Annotated in this window: 21 protein-coding genes; 10 read left to right on the top strand and 11 right to left on the bottom strand. The window is 73.7% G+C overall.

The window, feature by feature from the left end; all coding sequences use genetic code 11:
• The first annotated feature begins 107 nt into the window (after nucleotides 1-107).
• Nucleotides 108-1,043 (top strand): PfkB family carbohydrate kinase, encoded by a 936-nt coding sequence (locus KBX26_RS11075; protein ID WP_210865359.1) that lies wholly within the window; start codon nucleotides 108-110, stop codon nucleotides 1,041-1,043.
• Nucleotides 1,044-1,245: 202 nt separating this feature from the next.
• On the opposite strand, the gene KBX26_RS11070 is transcribed toward KBX26_RS11075, so the two are convergent.
• Together KBX26_RS11070 and KBX26_RS11065 are read right to left on the bottom strand one after the other, a co-directional pair.
• Nucleotides 1,246-2,076, bottom strand: coding sequence for an MBL fold metallo-hydrolase (locus KBX26_RS11070; RefSeq protein WP_030337813.1), 831 nt, complete (start codon nucleotides 2,074-2,076; stop codon nucleotides 1,246-1,248).
• Nucleotides 2,073-2,477: a thioesterase family protein gene (locus tag KBX26_RS11065; protein WP_210860977.1), complete on the bottom strand. Its 405-nt coding sequence runs from the start codon at nucleotides 2,475-2,477 to the stop codon at nucleotides 2,073-2,075. The genes KBX26_RS11070 and KBX26_RS11065 overlap by 4 nt, the downstream gene beginning before the upstream one ends.
• Before the next feature lie 137 nt (nucleotides 2,478-2,614).
• Here KBX26_RS11065 and KBX26_RS11060 point away from each other — a divergent pair, with 137 nt between their 5' ends.
• A complete protein-coding gene (locus KBX26_RS11060; protein WP_247680451.1) occupies nucleotides 2,615-3,688 on the top strand; it encodes a phosphatase PAP2 family protein in 1,074 nt (357 codons plus the stop codon).
• A gap of 87 nt (nucleotides 3,689-3,775) precedes the next feature.
• Here the strand turns inward: KBX26_RS11060 and KBX26_RS11055 are convergent, their stop codons facing one another.
• From KBX26_RS11055 to KBX26_RS11045, 3 genes are all read right to left on the bottom strand, one after another.
• Nucleotides 3,776-5,341: a PH domain-containing protein gene (locus KBX26_RS11055; RefSeq protein ID WP_247680450.1), complete on the bottom strand. Its 1,566-nt coding sequence runs from the start codon at nucleotides 5,339-5,341 to the stop codon at nucleotides 3,776-3,778.
• 43 nt (nucleotides 5,342-5,384) lie between these two features.
• Nucleotides 5,385-5,900, bottom strand: coding sequence for a PH domain-containing protein (locus tag KBX26_RS11050; RefSeq protein WP_210865372.1), 516 nt, complete (start codon nucleotides 5,898-5,900; stop codon nucleotides 5,385-5,387).
• A gap of 299 nt (nucleotides 5,901-6,199) precedes the next feature.
• Entirely contained in the window at nucleotides 6,200-6,430 is a 231-nt protein-coding gene (locus KBX26_RS11045) for a hypothetical protein (protein WP_030337808.1), read from the bottom strand.
• 241 nt (nucleotides 6,431-6,671) lie between these two features.
• Between KBX26_RS11045 and KBX26_RS11040 the strand changes: the two genes are divergently transcribed.
• The 3 genes from KBX26_RS11040 to KBX26_RS11030 are packed head-to-tail and all read left to right on the top strand — an operon-like array spanning nucleotide 6,672 to nucleotide 9,696.
• Nucleotides 6,672-7,769: a MoxR family ATPase gene (locus tag KBX26_RS11040; protein ID WP_030337807.1), complete on the top strand. Its 1,098-nt coding sequence runs from the start codon at nucleotides 6,672-6,674 to the stop codon at nucleotides 7,767-7,769.
• Entirely contained in the window at nucleotides 7,748-8,749 is a 1,002-nt protein-coding gene (locus KBX26_RS11035; RefSeq protein WP_210865358.1) for a DUF58 domain-containing protein, read from the top strand. The genes KBX26_RS11040 and KBX26_RS11035 overlap by 22 nt, the downstream gene beginning before the upstream one ends.
• The gene (locus KBX26_RS11030) at nucleotides 8,746-9,696 is read left to right on the top strand and encodes a VWA domain-containing protein (RefSeq protein ID WP_030337805.1); all 951 of its coding nucleotides are present in this window, start codon (nucleotides 8,746-8,748) and stop codon (nucleotides 9,694-9,696) included. The genes KBX26_RS11035 and KBX26_RS11030 overlap by 4 nt, the downstream gene beginning before the upstream one ends.
• Nucleotides 9,697-10,083: 387 nt before the next feature.
• On the opposite strand, the gene KBX26_RS11025 is transcribed toward KBX26_RS11030, so the two are convergent.
• The 4 genes from KBX26_RS11025 to KBX26_RS32720 all read right to left on the bottom strand — a co-directional run bounded on the left by KBX26_RS11025 (nucleotide 10,084) and on the right by KBX26_RS32720 (nucleotide 14,248).
• The gene (locus KBX26_RS11025) at nucleotides 10,084-11,352 is read right to left on the bottom strand and encodes an acyltransferase (RefSeq protein WP_210865357.1); all 1,269 of its coding nucleotides are present in this window, start codon (nucleotides 11,350-11,352) and stop codon (nucleotides 10,084-10,086) included.
• Nucleotides 11,349-12,254 carry an alpha/beta hydrolase gene (locus KBX26_RS11020; RefSeq protein ID WP_210865356.1) on the bottom strand — a complete coding sequence of 302 codons (906 nt, stop codon included), beginning with the start codon at nucleotides 12,252-12,254 and terminating at the stop codon, nucleotides 11,349-11,351. Before KBX26_RS11020 ends, KBX26_RS11025 begins: the two co-directional genes overlap by 4 nt.
• A gap of 99 nt (nucleotides 12,255-12,353) precedes the next feature.
• Nucleotides 12,354-13,016 (bottom strand): response regulator transcription factor, encoded by a 663-nt coding sequence (locus KBX26_RS11015; RefSeq protein WP_030337802.1) that lies wholly within the window; start codon nucleotides 13,014-13,016, stop codon nucleotides 12,354-12,356.
• A complete protein-coding gene (locus KBX26_RS32720; RefSeq protein ID WP_156058005.1) occupies nucleotides 13,013-14,248 on the bottom strand; it encodes a sensor histidine kinase in 1,236 nt (411 codons plus the stop codon). Before KBX26_RS32720 ends, KBX26_RS11015 begins: the two co-directional genes overlap by 4 nt.
• A gap of 155 nt (nucleotides 14,249-14,403) precedes the next feature.
• Here KBX26_RS32720 and fabG point away from each other — a divergent pair, with 155 nt between their 5' ends.
• From fabG to KBX26_RS10990, 4 genes are all read left to right on the top strand, one after another.
• A complete protein-coding gene (gene fabG / locus KBX26_RS11005) occupies nucleotides 14,404-15,108 on the top strand; it encodes a 3-oxoacyl-ACP reductase FabG (protein ID WP_124770856.1) in 705 nt (234 codons plus the stop codon).
• A 26-nt stretch (nucleotides 15,109-15,134) separates the two neighbouring features.
• A complete protein-coding gene (fabI, locus tag KBX26_RS11000; protein WP_030337799.1) occupies nucleotides 15,135-15,902 on the top strand; it encodes an enoyl-ACP reductase FabI in 768 nt (255 codons plus the stop codon).
• 99 nt (nucleotides 15,903-16,001) lie between these two features.
• A complete protein-coding gene (locus KBX26_RS10995; RefSeq protein WP_030337798.1) occupies nucleotides 16,002-17,030 on the top strand; it encodes a ferrochelatase in 1,029 nt (342 codons plus the stop codon).
• Nucleotides 17,031-17,045: 15 nt separating this feature from the next.
• A complete protein-coding gene (locus KBX26_RS10990; protein WP_030337797.1) occupies nucleotides 17,046-17,825 on the top strand; it encodes an HAD-IIA family hydrolase in 780 nt (259 codons plus the stop codon).
• A gap of 212 nt (nucleotides 17,826-18,037) precedes the next feature.
• Here the strand turns inward: KBX26_RS10990 and KBX26_RS10985 are convergent, their stop codons facing one another.
• Together KBX26_RS10985 and KBX26_RS10980 are read right to left on the bottom strand one after the other, a co-directional pair.
• Nucleotides 18,038-18,832 (bottom strand): hypothetical protein, encoded by a 795-nt coding sequence (locus KBX26_RS10985; protein ID WP_210865355.1) that lies wholly within the window; start codon nucleotides 18,830-18,832, stop codon nucleotides 18,038-18,040.
• Nucleotides 18,833-18,961: 129 nt separating this feature from the next.
• The gene (locus KBX26_RS10980) at nucleotides 18,962-19,537 is read right to left on the bottom strand and encodes a TetR/AcrR family transcriptional regulator (RefSeq protein ID WP_210865354.1); all 576 of its coding nucleotides are present in this window, start codon (nucleotides 19,535-19,537) and stop codon (nucleotides 18,962-18,964) included.
• Nucleotides 19,538-19,878: 341 nt separating this feature from the next.
• On the opposite strand from KBX26_RS10980, the gene KBX26_RS10975 reads away from it, so the two are divergent.
• Complete coding sequence (locus KBX26_RS10975) at nucleotides 19,879-20,691, top strand: DUF3097 domain-containing protein (protein WP_030337794.1); 813 nt, start codon at nucleotides 19,879-19,881, stop codon at nucleotides 20,689-20,691.
• Nucleotides 20,692-20,732: the final 41 nt, after the last annotated feature.

Raw genomic sequence — 20,732 nt, 5'->3', positions numbered from 1 at the left:
GTTGGTGCCGGGCCTTCGGCGCCCATCGGGGCGCGCGCTGTGCCAGCCTGGTGCCACGGCGATCGGTTCGGCGAGCGGCGGCCGGTGGCGACGACGAGAGGAACGGCATGGGATACGCGGTGGTGCTCGGCGAAGCGCTCGTCGACCTGCTCGACAGCGAGGTGGACGGGGAGCGGGTGTACCGGCAGGCCATCGGCGGTGGGCCGCTCAACGTCGCGGTCGGGGTGGCCCGACTCGGCGGCGCGGCACAGTTCGTCGGCTCGCTCGGTGATGACGCGCTGGGCGGCCGGATCCGCGCGTTCCTCACCGCGGCCGACGTCGGGGTGGCCGGTGCGATCACGGTGCCCGCGCCGACCACGCTGGCGGTCGTCACGTATGCCGGGCCGGAACCGGATTTCCGTTTCTACGGCGAACCGGCCTCCTACGGACTGCTCGGCCCCGACGATCTGGAGCTGGCGCTGCTGGAGGGTGCCGACGTGCTCTACTGCGGCTCGATAGTGCTGCTCCAACCCGGCACGCTGGCCGCTGCCCGACGTGCCTGGTCGCTCGCCACGGGCCTGCGGGTCTTCGACCCGAACGTCCGTCCCCGGCTGCTGACCGGGCCGGGCGCGCTGGAAGGGTTACGCGAGGTGGTGGCGGAGTTCGCGGCCGGCGCGCACCTGGTCAAGCTGAGCGCTGCCGACGCCGTCCTGCTCTATCCCGGTGAGCCGGTGGAGGGGGTGGCGGCGTACCTGCGCGAGCTGGGGGCGGCCACGGTGGTGGTGACGCTCGGCGCGGCCGGTGCGGTACTGGCAGCCGCCAACGCTGACCCGGTCCGAGTTCCGGCTCCCAAGGTCACCGCGATCGACGCCACCGGCGCGGGCGACTCGGTGATGGCCGCGCTCATCGCCGATCTGCTCGTCGACGGCGAACCGGAGAACCCGTCGGGCTGGGTCGACCGGGTGGCCTTCGCCCTGCGGGTGGCCGGCCTGGTCTGTGAGTCCCCGGGCGGTGCCACCGCCATGCCCACCCGCGCCGCCGTCCAAAACCGCTTCAACCCCTGACCTCACCCCCCCGCGCGCCCCCGCGCCCCCGCCCTCACTCCGCCGATCTTGCACTTTCGGTTGGCGATTGGGCAGCTTTGCCCATGTTTGGCGCCGCAGAAAGTGCAAGATCGGCGCGGGATGGCGGGTGGGGAGTGGGTTGACCAGTGGAGCTGCAACGGCGGCACCCACCAGCAGTGGCGCCGTACGTCGGTGTAGGCGGTCAGGCCGTGCCGGTCAGTTCGAGGTAGCCACGGTGGGCGGCGACCAGGGCGGGGCGGGCGCCGAACGGGGCCTCGGCGGCCACCCGCTCCGGCGGGGCGCTGCCGGTGTGCGCCGCCCGGATCAGCCAGGCCAGCTTCGCCAGCTCCGCGTGCTGGGCCCGGACGAAGTCGACGTCCACCGGGTCGCCGTGGCCCGGGACCACCACGGTGCGCGCGGTGGTCAGCCGCAGCAGGTCCGCGACCGCGTCCGGCCACTGCAGGGGGTACGAGTCCTCGAAGGCGGGCGGGCCGCTCTGCTCCACCAGGTCCCCGGCGACCAGCACGTCGGCGTCCGGCACGTGCACCACCAGGTCGGCCTCGGTGTGCCCCCGCCCCGGGTGTCGCAGCAGCACCCGTCGGCCGCCCAGGTCGAGGACCGTCTCGACGTGCACGGTGTGCGTCGGGGCGAGCAGCGGGGTGTCGGCCAGCTCCGCGGCGAGCGTGGGATGCTGCGTGCGCAACTCCTCGTACGCCTCCCGGCGCAGCCGCTCCGGCTCCTCGCGCAGGGCGGCGGCGGCCAGCTCGTGCGCGTACACCGGGCGGGGTGGGTCGCCGGCCAGTACCGCGTTGCCGAAGCAGTGGTCGTAGTGGTGATGGGTGTTGACCAGCGTCAACGGACGGTCAGTGACCGCCCGGACGGCCCCGGCCAGCTCGGTGGCCTGGGCGGCCGACGAGAGCGTGTCGACCACCAGCGCCTCGTCGTCGCCGACGACCAGTGTGACGTTGACCCGCAGCAGCGGCTCAGCCAGCACGTACACCCGGTCGGCGACCTCGGCGAAGCCGGCGTTCACGACGCCCGCCCGGCGCGCTCGACGAAACGTGCCCGGTCGACGAGGATCCGTTCCACCCGACCCCGGGCCACCGTCTGGTCCCCGTCGCTGACCGTGACCTCGAACGACAACCGGCGGCCGTCGACGGCCGCCAGCAGCGCCTGCGCACGGACCGTCCGGCCGACCACCGTCGGCGCCAGGTGCTCCAACTCGACCCGGGTGCCCACCGTCGTCGAACCGGGCGGCATCCCGGTCGCCGTCGCCGCGACGGTGGCCGCCTCGGCCAGCGCCAGCACCCGGGGAGTGCCCAGCACCGGTACGTCCCCGGAACCGACCGCCTGGGCGGTGTCCGCGTCGGTGACCGTCAACTCGACCTGGGCGGTCAGACCCGGCGCGAGGGCCGGCTCAGGCTGCTCCTGCATGGCGTCAGCCTAGGTGCTCACCGGGCCCGCCGAGCAAGCGGCCGGGGATCCGGAACCGCCCGCCCGCCCACCTGTGCACGACCCCGCCAGGTGGTCCCCGTCGGTCGATGCCGGCCCCGTCGTTAACCTTGACCCCGATGGCCGTCGTGACTGACCCCCAGCCCCCCGCCCGGACCGACCCGCCCGCGTCCCCGGACGGGGGTCGTCGGCGCATCGTCGCCATGACCGTCTGGGCGGTCGCCTTCGTCGCCGCGTGGCTGGCCATCGGCCTGCCCACCGACCCGGCGTACGCCTTCGTCTGGATCTGGGCCGCGACGATCGCCTGGAACAGCGAACGGCCCTGGCGCAGTCACCTGCGCTTCGCCCGGGACTGGGTGCCGGTGGTGCTGCTGTTCGTGGTGTACAACCTCTCGCGCGGGTTCGCCGACAACGGGGCGACGCCGCACGCGATGGAGCTGATCGTCGCCGACCGGTTCATGTTCGGCTGGGCCACCGGCGGTGAGGTGCCCACCGTCTGGTTGCAGCAGCACCTCTACCACCCGCAGGTGCACTGGTGGGACGTCGCGGCGAGCTGGGTGTACTTCTCCCACTTCGTGGTGGCGCTGGCCGCCGCCGCGGTGCTCTGGATACGCGACCGGCACCGCTGGGCGGCGTACATGCGGCGCTGGGGTTTCCTCTGCGCGGCCGGCCTGGTCACCTACTTCGTCTACCCGGCCGCCCCGCCCTGGTGGGCGGCGCAGAACGGCCTGCTCACCGAGGTCGCCCGGATCTCGACCCGGGGTTGGAAGGCGTTCGGCATGCACGGCGCCGGCAACGTCCTCAACGCCGGCCAGATCGCCTCCAACCCGGTCGCCGCGATGCCCTCGCTGCACACCGCGTGGGCGCTGTTCGTGGTGCTGTTCTTCCTGACCGCCACCCGTCGTCGCTGGTGGCCGCTGCTGCTCGCGTACCCGCTGGCGATGACCTTCACCCTGGTCTACTCGGGTGAGCACTATGTGATCGACGTGCTGGTCGGCTGGGCGTACGTGGGGATGACCTTCCTGGTGGTCGGTCTGGCGGAGCGCGGCTGGGCGGCGTGGCGCACCCGCCACCCGAGCGCCAAGTCGGACCAGGCCAAGGAACCCCCACCGACCCCGACCAACCAGCCGGAACCCCCCACCCCCCGCGAACCAGACCCCACCACCCCCACCTCAGTCCCCGCCGACCACTAACCACCCACCCCCGGCCCCCGGCTTCCGGGCCGGTTGATCATGAAGTTGTTGCCCTCCAGCACGGCCTGTCGGGCAATAGCCTCATGATCAACGAGGTGAGGGGTGGGGGTGGGTGCGGGCTTGGTGGGCTCTGGTGGTCAGGTCGGCGGCCAGGGCCCAGGCCTCGGCCAGGTCGCGGTCCTGTGCGGTGGCACCGGAGCCGCCAGCGGTGTCCGCGTGGACGGAGGCCAGGCCCAGACGGCGTTGGATCGGCCCCTGGACCACCCGCACGCTCTGGATCCGGGCGTACGGCACGATCACCAGTTGTCGGGTGAGCAGCCCGGACCGGGTGGCGAACACCCGCTCGAACAGGCCCGCGCCGAACGCGGTACGGCCCAGCGGGTGCAGCCAACGGGTTCGCGGTGGTGGTGGGCTCAACGGGAGCGCGTCGAGGCGTACCCCGGGAAGCACCTCGGCGACGATCATCGTCGCCGTCCGCAGGTCGCCGACCGGCAGCAGCCGGTCGGGCCGGTTGCGGTCGTCGGCCTCCGCGACGGAGTAACCGGCCACCTCCAGCCGCAGCCGCAGCCAGCCCTTCACCCGCCACAGCAGCGGCCAGGTGGCCCGCACGGTCTGCACCCGCTCCAGCGGCACGGTCTGCGCGCGCGTCTCCAGCAGGCCGTTGTGCACCCGCAGCGTGCCGCGGTCGCGGGCCAGCCGGAAGTTCCAGTCGTCGAGCACCCGGCGGATCGGTTGCAGCAGGACACCCGCCATCGCGGTCAGGGTGCTCGCCACCGCGACGAACGACCATGAGCCGGCGGTGAGGAACTGCACCACGACGAACGCCACACCGAACGGGAGCAGGAACGCCTGCGGGGTGAGCAGTTGGCTGATCAGCAGGTTCTGGTTGCGTACCGCGTGCAGTGGCCGGCCCGGCGCGGCCGGCGGCGGCGCCGGCGCACCCGGGGCGACCGGGGTCGCCGCGTCGCCGGGCGTGGGCGGCTGCGCCACCCGCCCGGCCAGCGCCAGCAGGCGCTCGCGCAGCACTGTCGCGTCGGCCACCCCGAGGTACGCCAGTGGCGCCTCGGTCTTGCCGCCGCCGACCACCTCCAGACGCAGCTCGGCCAGGCCGGTGAGCTGCGCGAGCAGGGGCCGGACCACCTCCACGGCCTGCAACCGTTCCAACGGGATGGCCCGGGTACGCCGCCAGAGCAGCCCTTCGTACACCCGAAGCTCCCGGCCCACGACGTGGTAGCCGGTGTTGTACCAGCTGATCACCGACAGCACCGTCGCGCCGAGCGCCAGCACCGCCACCGTGACGGCGAACCAGCCGAAGCCCACCCGGGACAGCGTCGACCAGGACAACCCGGCGATCACCACGACCAGGGACTTGGCGCCGTGCAGCACCGGGCTGAGCGGATGCAGCCGCTGCCGGGGCTCGCCGACGCCGCCGCCCGGTGGTCCCGGCCACGGCGCGGGCACCCCCGGCGGCACCGGCCCGGACGACGCCGCACCGGCGAACGGCGGGCCACCGGGTCCGCCGGCGAACGGCGCGCCACCAGGTGTCTCAGCGAACGGCGGGCCGCCGGGTGCCGTGCCGGTGGGCACCACCGGTCCCGGGGGCGTCGGGCCGGTGGGTGGCACGGTGCTCGGCTCGGCGGGTCCGTCGCTCATCGGCGCGGCCCTCGACGCGTTCGGCGGTTGCCCGCGCGGGTGTTCACAGCCCCTCCGCCCGGTCCTCGCCGAGCGCGGTGAGCCGGTCGCGCAGCCGGGACGCCTCCGCCGGCCGCAGCCCGGGCACCCGGGCGTCGCTGGCCGCAGCCGCGGTGTGCAACTGCACGGTGGCCAGGTCGAAGGCGCGCTCCAACGGCCCGGCGCTCACGTCGACGAACTGCATCCGCGAGTACGGCACGATGGAGAGCCGGCGGACCAGCAGCCCGTGCCGGACCAACAGGTCGTTCTCCCGCTCTGCGTACCCCCAGGCCCGGACGGCGCGGACGATCGCGACGGCCCGCCACGCGCCGAGCACCAGCACCACGGCGACGGCGAGCCCGAACAGCCAGTGGCCGCTGAGGGCCCAGCCGACCGCCGTCACCGCCAGCCCGATGGCGACCACGACCGCCAGCCGGATCAGCTCCACCCAGATCAGGTCGGTGGAGATCGGCTGCCAGTTGACGGTGTCCGGCCAGGGCTCCAGCGGCCCCCGACCACCCGGCGCGGCCGTCAGCAGCACCCCGGACGCGCCGGGGTCGGACGGGTGAGCCCCGGACGCGCCGGGGTCGGCCGGCAGGAGACCGGGGGGTGGCAGTTCGGGTGCGCGGTGGTCGGCGCCGGGTGTCGGCCGGTGACCGGGTGGCAGCGCGCCCGGTGGCAGTGGGGCGGGCGTCGAGACGTCCGGCGCGGCGGGCTCGGGGCCGAGCGTGCCCGGTGCCGGGAACGCGCCGGGCGGCGGATCGACGCCGGGAGGGGTGGCGGCCGGGGTGGGCGGCCAGGACGGAGAAGTGGGGCCGGGGGAAGCCGGAGGGTCGCCGCTCACAGGTCGAGCGTAGGCGATCCGGGCACCGGAGTGACGGCACGCAGGAAGCCTCGGGCGTCCAGGAAGTCACCGAGGCTGCCCCGGTGCTCGTCGCAGGCCAACCAGGTCTTGCGCCGATCGGGGTCGTGCAGACGGGGATTGTTCCACTCCAGCACCCAGACGGCGGCCGACCGGCAGCCCCGGGCCGAACAGACCAGGGCTTCGTCGGCGGGGGAGGGAATGCTCATCCCGGCTAGTGTAGGGCGGCGGGACGGAGAGGTTGAGCGCCGGGCGACCACGGGGGGAGCCGCCCGGCGACGGGGTGAATCGTACACGCGGCGGGCCGGTCTGTGCACACCCGCGATACGCAATTCGGCTGCTGGTGACGGCGCGGCCAAAATCGGCTTCTCCCCACCTCGGCACTCAGCAAGGCGTGCGAGTCTTGATACCGCACAAGCCGCGACGACCGACAAACGCTGTGGAGGACCGGTGGCCCAGCCGACCATGCCCGACGCCCCGACGCCGAACGGCGCGGCACCTGCGCCGGTGACCACACCCGCGCAGGACGCCACCCTGCTGGAAAAGGCGCTGTTCGAGATCAAACGTGTGATCGTCGGGCAGGACCGGATGGTGGAGCGGATGTTCGTCGCGCTGCTCTCCCGTGGTCACTGCCTGCTCGAAGGCGTGCCCGGGGTGGCCAAGACCCTGGCGGTGGAAACCCTCGCCAAGGTCGTCGGTGGGTCCTTCGCCCGGGTGCAGTTCACGCCGGACCTGGTGCCGGCCGACATCATGGGCACCCGGATCTACCGGCAGTCGAGCGAGAAGTTCGACGTCGAGCTGGGGCCGGTCTTCGTCAACTTCCTGCTCGCCGACGAGATCAACCGGGCGCCGGCCAAGGTGCAGTCCGCGCTGCTGGAGGTGATGAGCGAGCGGCAGGTGTCCATCGGCGGCGAGAGCCACCGGGTGCCCGACCCGTTCCTGGTGATGGCCACCCAGAACCCGATCGAGCAGGAGGGCGTCTATCCGCTGCCGGAGGCGCAACGGGACCGGTTCCTCATGAAGATCGTGGTGGGCTACCCGACCGACGCTGAGGAACGGGAGATCGTCTACCGGATGGGCGTGGCCGCGCCCGAGCCGACCGCGGTGTTCGACACACCGGACCTGATCGCCCTGCAACGCAAGGCGGACCAGGTCTTCGTCCACAACGCCCTGGTCGACTACGCGGTCCGGTTGGTCCTGGCCACCCGCGCCCCGGCCGAGCACGGCATGCCCGACGTCGCGCAACTGATCCAGTACGGTGCCAGCCCGCGCGCCTCGCTGGGTCTGGTCCGGGCGACCCGCGCCCTGGCGCTGCTGCGCGGGCGGGACTACGCGCTGCCGCAGGACGTGCAGGACATCGCGCCGGACATCCTGCGGCACCGGTTGGTGCTCAGCTACGACGCGCTCGCCGACGACGTGCCCGCCGACCACATCGTGCAGCGGGTGATGTCGACGATCCCGCTTCCCGCTGTCGCGCCCCGGCAGCAGGCCACCCCGCCCTCGATCGCGCCGCCGCCGGGCGCTGGTTGGCCCGGGCAGCGGCCGTGACCTCACCCACCCCTCGTCCAGCCCTCCTCGGCGACCGTAGCGAGGCCGTGTTGTCCCGGCTTCAGCTGCTCGTCACCCGCAAGCTCGACGGTCTGCTGCAGGGCGACTACGCCGGCCTGCTGCCCGGACCGGGCAGTGAGGCGGGGGAGTCCCGGGAGTACCGCCCCGGCGACGACGTGCGTCGGATGGACTGGCCGGTCACGGCACGCACGACCACACCGCACGTGCGGCGTACGGTCGCCGACCGGGAACTGGAGACCTGGCTCGCGCTGGACCTCTCCGCCAGCCTCGACTTCGGCACCGGGCAGTGGCTCAAGCGGGAGGTCGTGGTGGCCGCCGCCGCTGCCATCACCCACCTGACCGTGCGCGGCGGTAACCGGATCGGCGCCGTGATCGGCACCGGCGGCGGGGTGTCCGCGCCGGCCCGACGCTGGCGGGGCAGACCACCGCCGCCGGGGCCCGGGGTGCTCACCCGGCTGCCGGCCCGCTCCGGGCGCAAGGAGGCGCAGGGTCTGCTGCGTGCCGTCGCCGGCACCGCCATCCAGCCCGGTCGTGGTGATCTGGGCGCGCTGATCGAGATGCTCAACCGTCCGCCCCGCCGCCGTGGGGTGGCAGTGGTCGTCTCGGACTTCCTCGCTCCGGCCGAGCAGTGGGCCCGGCCGATGCGTAAGCTGCGCGTCCGGCACGACGTACTGGCGATCGAGGTGGTCGACCCGCGTGAGCTGGAACTGCCCGACGTGGGCGTGTTGCCGGTGGTCGACCCGGAGAGCGGCGAGCTGCACGAGGTGCAGACCGCCGACCCACGGCTGCGGCAGCGCTACGCCGACGCCGCCACCGCCCAACGGGCCACCATCGCCGCCGCCCTGCGCGGCGCCGGTGCGGCCCACCTGCGTCTGCGTACCGACCGAGACTGGCTGCTGGACATGGTGCGATTCGTGGCCGCGCAACGGCACGCACGCACCCGGGGGACGACACGATGATCCGTTTTCTGCAACCGTGGTGGCTGCTGGCCGTGCTGCCGGTGTTCGCCCTCGCCGCGTTCTACGTCTGGCGGCAGCTGCACCGCCGGGCGTACGCGATGCGGTTCACCAATGTGGACCTGTTGCGGACGGTGGCGCCGAAGGGCCTGGGCTGGCGTCGGCACGTCCCGGCGACCGCGTTCCTGCTCTGCCTGCTGGTGTTGGCCACCGCACTGGCCCGGCCCGCTGTCGACACCAAGGAGCCGCTGGAGCGGGCCACAGTGATGCTCGCCATCGACGTGTCGTTGTCGATGCAGGCCGACGACGTGTCACCGAACCGGCTGGAGGCGGCCCAGGAGGCCGCCAAGCAGTTCGTCAGTGAGCTGCCGGAGAGCTACAACCTGGGCCTCGTGTCGTTCGCCAAGGCGGCCAACGTGCTGGTGCCGCCGGGCAAGGACCGCGACGCGGTGACCAGCGCCATCGACGGGCTGGTGCTGGCCGAGGCGACAGCGACCGGGGAGGCGGTGTTCACCTGCCTGGAGGCGATCCGGTCGGTGCCCGCCGACGGCGCGGCGGGTATCCCACCGGCGCGGATCGTGCTGCTCTCGGACGGCTTCCGCACCTCCGGTCGGGCGGTGGAGGAGGCGGCGGCCGCCGCGCAGGCCGCCAACGTCCCGGTTTCCACGATCGCCTTCGGCACGGACACCGGCCAGGTCGACATCGGCGGGCAGTTGCAGCGGGTGCCGGTGGACCGGTTGGCCCTCGCCGAACTCGCCGAGACCACCGAGGGTTACTTCTACGAGGCGGCCTCGGTGAGCGAGCTGAAGCAGGTCTATCAGGACATGGGCAGCTCGATCGGGTTCCGCACCGAGCCGCGTGAGGTGACCCAGTGGTACGCCGGGGTGGCGCTGCTGCTGGCCCTCTGCGCCGGTGCGCTCAGCCTGCTGTGGTCGTCGCGGATGCTCTGAGCGGTGGGACCGGCGGCGGTCACCCACCGCCGCCGGTCGGCACCAACCCGGTGGCCGTCGCCGTGAGGACGACCAGCTCACTGGCCGCCGCCGGCGAGGACGACCAGCTCAGTGGCCGCCGCCGGCGAGGACGAAGACGATGGCCACCCAGACGGCGGCGAGGGTGAAGCCCAGCGGGGCGACGTAGCGGCTCATGGACGGCTCCGGGTGGCGGCTGGACGGTCCGCGTGCGGGGGCGGACCGCAGGGGGTAGGGACGCGCACACGAAGTCGTGACCGGGCGGCTCCCGGCGACCGCCCGGGTTCGGGCGGCGCGGCACACTCACCTCGGCAGGTGCCGACGTGGTGGGGAGCGGAGCGGGGTCAGCTCACCAGACTGAGTCGTGGCTCAGCGGGACTGACCATCGGCCCGGCCACGACTGGGAGGATCGCTATCTCGCACAGCGATCACCTCCTGCAAGTCGGGCGGGCCGGAACGTCGATGATCGTACACCTGCGGTGCCGGCCGAACGCACTCGGCCGACCGGCCGGCGACCCCTCCACCGCCCGGTCGGCGACGCCACTGATCACCAGCCCGGACACCTCGGCGGCGCGGCGACCCCGGCTGGCCCACCCGCACGACAGTGACCAGCACTCCGGCGAGCAGCGGCAGCCAGCAGCAGCGGGCCAGCACCCACCCCGAGTCGTCCGGGACGGTGTGCAGACCGGGCAGGGCGAGCCCGCCGCGGGCGGTGAGCGCTGTCACCGCCACCAGGACCGGCTGGTGCCACAGATAGATCCGGACCGCGAACCGGTTCACTTCGGTCACCGCGCGACCCGGCAGTGGCCGGGCCAGCAGCCGTCGCAGCGCCGGCCGGGCCAGCAACCCCAACCCGACCTGGGTGACCGCCAGCGCCACGACCAGCAGCGACGGCGGGTTCAGGTTGGACACCCCGGCCCCGGGCACCCCCACCGCGCTCACCGGGTAGCCGAGCGCCAGCAGCGCCGCCAGCGCGAGCGCCCCACCGGCCGCCGCCGTGCCACCGGCCCGCCGGCTCCGCAGCCACCCGTCGGCGTGCGCCACCCCCAGCAGGTACGGCACCGACCAGGCCGCCAGCACGGTGACCGGGGGCAGGTCGCCGGCGGCCGGCACCAGGCGGACGGACAGGTCGGCCGCGGCCACCACGGCCACCGCCGGTGTCGCGCAGCGCAGCACACCCCAGCGGCGTACGGCGGCGCGCAGCGGGCCGGTCGACGCGACCAGGATCACCAGCGGTAGCAGGAACCACAGCGGGCTGACCGCGAGCCGCAGCGCGACGGCGAGCGTGTCGTCGGAGGTGCCGACGACGGTGGCGGCGAGCAGGACGGCCGCACCCACCCCGAGCAGCGCCACGGTGGGCAGCAGCAGCCGACGTAGCCGACCGGCCAGCCAACCGCCCGTACCGCCCGGGTGCCGGGCCAGCGACCGGGCCGAGCCGAACCCGGCGGTGAAGAAGAACAACCCGAGCGTCTGCAACACCCAGGTCAGCGGGGCCAGGCCGGGCAGGGCGGTCAGCGGACTGGCCTGGTGCAGCCCGCCGTCGCCGGTCAGCACCAGGCCGGTGACCAGCCAGTGCCCCAGCACCACCCCGCCGATGGCGTACGCCCGCAGCGCGTCGACGGCCCGGTCCCGGCTCACCGGGCGTCCCCGGTCCGGTCGGCGTCGACGCCGCCCAGCACGACCGCCGCCACCGCGACCAGCGCGGCGCTGCCCGGCGCGAGATAGCCGTCGTGCCCCGCCACCCCGCCCACCGGCAGGGGTCGGGCGCCGAACGCCGGGTCGCCGGGTCGCCGACCGAAGCCCAACCCGGGCAGCCGCAGCGGCGGGACCCGTCGGATCCAGTCCGTCGGCGCCTCGGCGGCCCAGAACCGCCGCCCGCCGGGCAGGTCGTCGGCGCGCTGCACGCCAGCGCCCACCCCACCGAGGCTGACCACGTCGGTGACCTGGGGCGGGGCGTGCGCCGCCGCCAGGGCCACCACCAACGCCCCGTAGCTGTGCCCGACCAGCGTGATCGTCGCGCCCGGACGCCGCCCGGCCAGCCCGCGCAGCAGCCGGGCCAGCCCGGCCGCGCCGCGCCGGGCGCTGACCCCACCGGCGGCGGTCAGCACCCCGTCGGGCGGGTCGTAGCCCAGCCAGGCCAGCACCGCGACCCGCGCCGCCGGGTCGGTCGCCCGTAGCTCCCGGTACACCTGCCCGGCCTGCACGGCGGGCGCCCGCCGGGCCACCCCACCCAACCCCCTGTCGAAGTCGGCGAGCGTGCTGCCGACCCCGGGCACCAGCACCGCGATCCGGTCGGCGGTGGCGAGGTCGCCGAGCACCTCGACCGCGCGGCCGTCACCGCGCGTGTCGAACAGCAGGAACCGGCGTCCGTCGGCCGCCCAGTCCGCGTACGGGGGGCCGGCCGCGCGCATCGCCGCCGCCATCTGCGGGTACGCCTCGACGAACCCCGCCGCCGTGGCCGGCCTGGCCGGGGTCGGCAGGACCAGGTTCACGCCGAGCAGCGCGGCCACCGCCAACCGGCTGGCACCTCGTCGTCGCATCACGTTCTCCCTCCGGAATGTCGTCCGGAGGGAGAGTGCGCCCAGGGGCGGGGCCCGGTCGTCGTGCCGCGGAGCCGTTCCCGTGCTGGCTCCACGGGGCTACTCGCCGGCGGCCACCAGACCCGTCTCGTACGCCAGCACCACGGCCTGGGCCCGGTCGCGCAGCCCCAGCTTGGCCAGGATCCGCCCGACGTGCGTCTTCACTGTCTGCTCGGCCACCACCAGGTCACCCGCGATCTCCGCGTTGTTGCGGCCCCGGGCGATCAACCGCAGCACCTCGGTCTCTCGTGGAGTGAGCCCGGCCAGGTCGGTGGGACGGGGGCGGCGGCGGTCCGGGCGGGCCGCGAACTCGGCGATCAGCCGGCGGGTGACAGCGGGGGCGAGCAGCGCGTCCCCGGCCGCCACCACCCGCACCGCCTGCACCAGGTCGGCCGCCGGGGCGTCCTTGAGCAGGAAACCGCTGGCCCCGGCGCGCAGCGCCTCGTACACGTAGTCGTCCAGGTCGAACGTGGTGAGGATGAGCACCCGGGGACGCTGCGCCGACCGGTCACCGAGCAGCGTGCGGGTGGCCTCCAGCCCGTCCATCACCGGCATCCGCACGTCCATCAGCACCACGTCCGGGTCGAGGTGGCGGGCGGCGGCCACGGCCTGCGCCCCGTCGGCGGCGTCACCCACCACCAGCAGATCCGGTTGGGCGGCGAGCAGCGCGCCGAAGCCCTGCCGGACCATCGCCTGGTCGTCGGCGATCAGCACCCGGATCATCGGTCCCCACCCTCCGCGTCGTACGGCAACTCGGCCGCCACCGCGTAACCCCCGTCGGGCAGCGGCCCGGCGGTGAACGTACCGCCCAGCGAGGTGGCCCGTTCCCGCATGCCGGTCAGCCCGTGCCCGGAGCCCGCCTCGCCAGGCCGGGAGCCCGCCGTGGCGGGTGGCGCGTTCTCCACCCGTACCCCCAGGCCGGACGCACCGGCGCGGACGGTGACCCGCACCGCGGCGCCGGCCGCGTGGCGGGCCGCGTTGGCCAGGCCCTCCTGCACGATGCGGTACGCGGCCAGCCCGACCGGCGCGGGCACCCGGTCGTCGTCCACCTGCTCGGCGTCCAGCGTGACCGACAGCCCGGCCCGGCGGGCGGCGTCCACCATCGCGCCCAGGTCGGTCAGGTCCGGCTGCGGCGCGGTCTGCGGCCCGGTCGTCTCGCTGCGCAGCACCCCCAGCAGTCGCCGCATGTCGGTGAGCGCGTCGCGGGCCGACGCGGCGATGGCGACGAACTCCGCGGCTGCCGGCGCCGGCACGTCGGTCAGCCGGTACGGGGCGGTCTCCGCCTGCACCGCGATCAGCGACATGTGGTGGGCCACCACGTCGTGCAGCTCCCGGGCGATCCGGGTGCGCTCCTCCAGCACCCCGCGGCGTTCCTGCTCCCGCTCGCTCAGCTCGGTCTGCGCGGCCAGCGCCCGCCGGGACAGCCGGTTGCGTCGGATCAGGTCACCGACGATCGCCAACGCCCCGAGCAGCAGCAGGACAGCGACCCGGTTCTCGGGCTCGACCAGGGTGAGCACCGGCACCGTCGTGATCGCCACCACCCAGCCCAGCACCGGCCGGTCGACCCGCGTGACGACCACCGCCACCACCACGATCGACCCGAGCGCCAGCGGCGGGGTCCACGGCCAGGCCTGGTCGGCCGGCGCGTTGAACGTGCAGATCAGCAGGGCCAGCACCGTCAGCCGCCAGGCCAGCAGCGGACGCCGGGGCAGCGCCAGCAGCGGCGCCACGGTCATCGCCGCGAACAGCAGCGCGACCAGTATCGGCAGGCCCCACTCGCTCTCCACGGTCAGCGTGATCAGGAAGAGGCCGAGAGCGGCCAGCAGGCCGACCGGGGCGGCGTAGCGGGCCGGCCCGGGCCACCGGGCCAGCAGCGGCCGTTCGACCGGTGCGTCCGGGCCCAGCACTGTCTGCCGCAGGGCCCGCAGGGCCACGGCGATCGGATGCCGGTTCACCACCCGGAGGCTACGGGCCGAGACCGTCACGAGGCGTGCCACCAGGGGTTGATCCCGGTGTCGTACCCCAGTGTGACGCGACTCCCGTTAGCGCTTACCTGTCGGTAACGCCTAGGCTTTCGCGCGTCTGTGCTGACCATTCGCAAGGGGGAACAGTGGCCCGTACCGTGCTGGTGACCGGGGGCAACCGGGGAATCGGCCTGGCCATCGCGCAGGCCTTCGCCAAGCAGGGCGACCGGGTGGCGGTCACCCACCGCAGCGGCGAGGCACCCGACGGGCTGTTCGGCGTCCGCGCCGACGTCACCGACGCCGCCTCGATCGACGCCGCGTTCGCCGCCGTCGAGGCCGAGCTGGGGCCGGTCGAGGTGCTGGTCGCCAACGCCGGCATGACCGCCGACACGCTGCTGCTGCGGATGTCCGAGGAGCAGTTCACCGATGTGGTGGACACCAACCTCACCGGCGCGTTCCGGGTCGCCAAGCGGGCCTCCGGCAAGATGCTCCGCGCCAAGTGGGGCCGCATGATCTTCATCTCCTCGGTGGTCGGCCTCGCCGGCGGTGCCGGGCAGGTCAACTACGCCGCCAGCAAGGCCGGCCTCGTCGGCGTCGCCCGCTCGATCACCCGGGAGCTGGGCAGCCGCAACATCACCGCGAACGTGGTGGCGCCCGGCTTCATCGACACGGACATGACCGCCGGCCTCTCCGACGACCGCAAGGCGGAGATCCTCAAGTCCATCCCGGCCGGCCGGATGGCCAGCCCGGACGAGGTCGCGGCCGTTGTCACCTGGCTGGCCTCCGACAGCGCCGGGTACGTCTCCGGTGCCGTCATCCCGGTCGACGGCGGCCTCGGAATGGGCCACTAACCCTTTTGACTACGGAGGAAATCTGCATGTCCGGACTGCTCGCCGGTAAGCGACTGCTCGTCACCGGTGTCATCACCGACGCCTCGATCGCCTTCTCGGTGGCGAAGCTCGCTCAGGAGAACGGCGCGCAGGTCGTGCTCACCGGCTACGGCCGGCTCTCCCTGGTCGAGCGGATCGCGAAGCGGCTGCCCGAGCCGGCGCCGGTGATCGAGGTGGACGTCACCAACACCGAGCACCTGGCCGGCCTCGCCGACCGGGTACGCGAGCACGTCGACGGCCTCGACGGAGTCGTGCACTCGATCGGCTTCGCCCCGCAGAGCTGCCTCGGTGGCGGCTTCCTCGACGCGCCCTGGGAGGACGTGGCGACCGCCCTGCACGTCTCCACCTTCTCGTACAAGTCCCTCGCGATGGCGGCGCTGCCGCTGATGTCGCCCGGTGGCGCGGTGGTCGGCCTGACCTTCGACGCGACGAAGGCGTGGCCGGTCTACGACTGGATGGGCGTGGCCAAGGCCGGCCTGGAGTCGGCGTCCCGCTACCTGGCGCTGCACCTGGGCAAGCAGGGCATCCGCAGCAACCTGGTGGCCGCCGGGCCGCTGCGCACCATCGCCGCGAAGTCGATCCCCGGCTTCGACCAGTTCGAGGAGGCCTGGACCGAGCGGGCCCCGCTGGGCTGGAGCCTCACCGACCAGGAGCCCGCCGCGCGGGCCTGCCTGGCGCTGCTCTCCGACTGGTTCCCGGCCACCACCGGCGAGATCGTCCACGTCGACGGCGGCTACCACGCCATCGGCGCCTGACGCTCTCCGGCGACGCCGCCGAGGTCCGGACGCGTGATCCACGCATCCGGATCAGGGGGCGTCGCCGGGGCGTCCCGGCCGAGGGGCAAGAATGACCCCATGTCGTACGACGCGGTGGTCCTGGTGTCCTTCGGCGGGCCGGAACGGCCCGAGGACGTGATGCCGTTCCTGCAGAACGTGACCCGGGGTCGGGGTGTGCCGCCCGAGCGGCTGGCCGAGGTCGCCGAGCACTACCAGCACTTCGGTGGGGTGTCCCCGATCAACCAGCAGTGTCGGGACCTGCTGGCCGCCGTCCGCGCCGATTTCGCCGCGCACGGTGTCGACCTGCCCATCTACTGGGGCAACCGCAACTGGGACCCGATGCTCGCCGACACCGTGAGCCGGATGCGCGACGACGGGGTGACCCGTGCGCTGGCCTTCGTCACCAGCGCGTACGGCGGCTACTCGTCCTGCCGGCAATACCAGGAGGACATCGCCGCCGCCCGTGCCGCCGTCGGCCCGGACGCCCCGGTGATCGAGAAGCTGCGCCAGTTCTGGGACCACCCCGGTTTCGTCGAGCCGCACGTCGACGCCGTCCGGGCCGCCCTGGGCCAGCTCGACCCGGCAAAGCGGGACACCACCCGACTGGTCTTCACCGCCCACTCCATCCCCAGCTCGATGGCGGCCAACGCCGGCCCGCACGGCGGCCGGTACGAGGCGCAGCTGCACGAGACCGCCCGGCTCGTCGCCGCGGCCGCCGCCCCCGACCTGGAATACGACCTGGTCTGGCAGAGCCGCTCCGGCCCGCCGCAGGTGCCATGGCTGGAACCGGACGTCAACGACCACCTGGCCACCCTCGCGCAGGGCGGCACCACCGGCGTGGTGGTCAGCCCGATCGGGTTCGTCTCCGATCACCTGGAGGTCGTGTGGGACCTGGACACCGAAGCGCTGGAGACGGCGAAGCAGCTTGGCCTGGACTTCGTCCGGGCCGCCACGCCGGGCACCGACCCGCGCTTCGTGACCATGGTGCGTGAGCTGGTCACCGAGCGGACCGACCCGGACGGCGCGCAGCTGCGCCGCCGCCTGGGCGAGCTGCCGATGTGGGACACCTGCCCCACCGTCTGTTGCGTGCCGACCCGTCGTCCCTGACCTCTGAGGATCATCATGCATGACCGTAAGCCCGTGCAGAGTTGGCTGACCGACATGGACGGCGTGCTGGTGCACGAGGGCCAGCCGGTGCCCGGCGCGCCCGAGTTCATCAACCGGTTGCGCGCCTCCGGCAAGCCGTTCCTGGTGCTGACCAACAACTCGATCTACACCCCGCGCGACCTGACGGCCCGGCTCAGCCGGATGGGGCTGGACGTGCCGGAGGAGTCGATCTGGTCCTCGGCCCTGGCCACCGGCCAGTTCCTCGCCGACCAGCGGCCGGGTGGCACCGCGTACGTCATCGGTGAGGCCGGGCTGACCACAGCCCTGCACGCCGTCGGCTACGTGCTGACCGACTTCGCCCCCGACTACGTGGTGCTCGGCGAGACCCGCACCTACAGCTTCGAGGCGATCACCAAGGCCGTCCGTCTGATCAACGACGGCGCCCGGTTCATCTGCACGAACCCGGATGTGACCGGCCCGTCCGTGGAGGGCGCGCTGCCCGCCGCCGGCTCGGTCGCCGCCATGATCTCCAAGGCGACCGGGGTGGAGCCGTACTTCGTCGGCAAGCCCAACCCGATGATGATGCGCTCGGCGCTCAACACCATCAACGCGCACTCGGAGAGCACCGCGATGATCGGTGACCGGATGGACACCGACATCCTGTGTGGTCTGGAGGCCGGGTTGGAGACCATCCTGGTGCTCACCGGGATCAGCAGCCGCACCGAGGCCGAGCGCTACCCGTACCGCCCCTCCCGGATCATCAACTCGGTCGCAGACCTCCTCGACGAGGTCTGACCCCGCTGCGGCCGCGCTGCGCCGCTCCTGGGCCGCGCTGCCGCTCGTGGGCCGCGCCGCCCCCCATGATCGCGCTGTAACCAGGATGTAGGGGTCACCGGCGGAGCCGGAGGCCACCACATCCATGTCGAGCACGATCATGAGGTGTATCGCGTCGGTCCCGGGCAGTAACGCGTCGGTCCCCGGGCGGTCCCGGGCGGGTAACGCGTCGGTCAGGGGCGCAGGGGGGCGTTGCAGGCGGCCACCAGGGCTTGGCGGCAGGCGGCGGTGAGCGGACGCAGCGCGGCGTCGCGCTGCTGCGCCTCATAGTTGTTGATCGCCCCGCCGGGCGCGGAGTGCCCGGCCAGCGCGAGCACCCGGTCGAGCACCGCGGCTCGGGCGAAGAGCCGGCGGGCCCTCGGGTCGAACCCTGGTGGCAGGTCGGTGGTGCCGTCGGGGCGGCGCAACGCGGCCAGCGCGCCTGCCAGCTCGGGCCGCCACTGGGCGACGTCGAGGCGGGTCAGCGCGGCGGTCGTATCGGCCAGCGCGGCGGCCAGTTCGGCCTCCGCCTCGGCGGCGCCGGGCAACGAGAGCGACGCGGCGGGCGCGTTGGCCGGCAGCGGGTACACCCGCCACAGCACCGTTTCGAAACAGTCCCCGGAGCCGGAGGTGTGCGAGCGGACCTCCGGGATCAACCCGAGCCCGCCAGCGACCACCGCCTCACCCGCTACCAGCGCCGCGCCGGCGAAGTCGCCGGGGCCGGGCAGACCCCGGGGGTCGCCGGGTGCGGGCAGCACCAGGCGGATCTCGTCGGGGGAGAGCTTGGCCAGGGTGGGCAGCGCGGAACCCAGCGGGACGTCGGTCCAGGTGCCCGGGGCGTCCGCAACGAGATGTTCCTCGTCGCCGGCGATGGCGTCGGCGACCTCGTCGTACGGCACCAACCCGGCGCGCCACGCGCGCACCCAGGCAACGAACCGGCTCGACCGGCGCGGCGCGAGTGTGGCCGCGCCCGTTGCGGGGGTGGACATGCCGAAAGGGTACGTGGTCACGACCGGCCCTGTCTCGACTGCCGCTCCGGCCGCCCTGCGTGCCCCGAACTGCCCCCTTCGCCCGATCCCGCGCGCGGCATGGTCCGCGGCGTGGGGTCTTTCCGGGCGCTAATGCACCCGTAGGCCCGCGATGACCACGTCGACCATGAGACGCGCGTCGTAGCCGGGGTTGTCGGCGCCGATGCAGAGGTTGCCGATGCCCTGCATCAGGACCAGGGGGTTCATGTCGGGAACGATCTCGCCCGCCGCGCTGGCGGCGGCGAGCAGGTCGGCGCAGACGGGGACGAGCCGGTCGAGGAAGTACGCGTGCAGCGTCTGGAAGGCGGCGTCGTCGGACCGCATCGCCTCGGCCAGACCGTGCTTGGTGACCAGGAAGTCGACGAAGAGGTGGATCCAACTGGCCAGGGCGGCGTGCGGTGTGGCGCTCTGTGCCAGGAGCACGGGGCCGGCTTCGGCGCAGGCCTCGACCTGGTGTCGGTACACCGCGACGATCAGGTCGGCGCGGGTCGGGAAGTGGCGGTAGATCGTCCCGACCCCGACGCCGGCCCTGGCGGCGATGTCGCGCACCGGCGCGTTGACCCCGGAGGCGATGAACGCGGCGGCGGCCGCCTCCAGGAGCGCCGTCTGGTTGCGCAGCGAATCTGCCCGCTGCTTGCGCGCGGGATCTGTCCCGGTGCTGGCCACCGTTGCCTCCGTCACATCCCTTGGGGAAAACGGAACCTCGTTCCGTATGTTTTAGCGGAACCAAGTTCCACATATGCAGCATGCCAGAACGGCAGGCCAACACCAACTCACCCAGGAGCGACCGTGCGCGCAATGCCAGCGCCCAACCCCGGTGGACGCCAGGCGTCCTGCTGGCCGTGACCGGCCGCGGCGGAGGCGAGGAATCCGTCTGGCCGGCACCGGTCGACAGCGACCTGGGTCGCCTCGAATCCACTGTGTGATCGCCGCGGTGGTGGCGGGTGGACGAGGTGGGGCGGTGTGTCGGAGGGCGGGGTGATGGCGCGGGAGTTAGCGTGATCGACATGGCGGGGCGATACGGCGAGGACGTGTTGGCGGGGGACTGGCGACGGCGGAAGGTCACCCCCGAGGTGGACGCCGAACCGGACCTCGTGGTGGAGGACGCCGACTCCGGGTTCTGCGGAGCGGTGGTGGGCTTCGAGGCCGGTGCCGTGGTGCTGGAGGACCGGCACGGCAAGCGGCGCAACTTCCCGCTGCTGCCGGCGGCGTTCCTGCTCGACGGCCGCCCGGTCACGCTGCGCCGCCCCACCCGCGCGCCGGTGCCGGCCGCCCGGCGGCGGACCGCGTCCGGCTCGGTGGCGGTGGACAACGTCCGCGCCCAGGTGGCCAAGGCCAGCCGGATCTGGGTGGAGGGTATCCACGACGCCGCCCTGGTCGAGCGGATCTGGGGTGACGACCTGCGCATCGAGGGCGTTGTCGTGGAGCCGTTGGACGGCATCGACGCCCTCGACGCCGACGTACGCGACTTCGGCCCCGGCCCGACCCGACGGCTCGGCGTCCTCGTCGACCACCTGGTGCCTGGCAGCAAGGAGAGCCGGATTGTGGCCCGGGTCGACTCGCCGTACGTGCTGGTGACCGGCCACCCCTATGTGGACGTGTGGCAGGCGGTCAAGCCGGCGGCGTTGGGCATCGCGGCGTGGCCGGTGGTGCCGCCGGGGCGGCCGTGGAAGGAAGGGGTCTGCGCGGCCCTCGGGGTGGCCGAGCCGGCCGACATGTGGCGGCACATCCTGTCCCGGGTGAACAGCTTCGCCGACGTGGAAACGCCCCTGATCAACGCCATGGAACGCCTCATCGACTTCGTCACCGAGACCCCCTGACCGCCCGGCCCCGCCGGCGGCCGGCCCTGTCGCCGCCCGGC

This window comes from Micromonospora sp. C97 (assembly GCF_018070385.1).
GTDB lineage: Bacteria > Actinomycetota > Actinomycetes > Mycobacteriales > Micromonosporaceae > Micromonospora > Micromonospora parva.
Note: the sequence above shows the minus strand (reverse complement) of the source record. Positions and strands in the feature narration are given on the sequence as shown.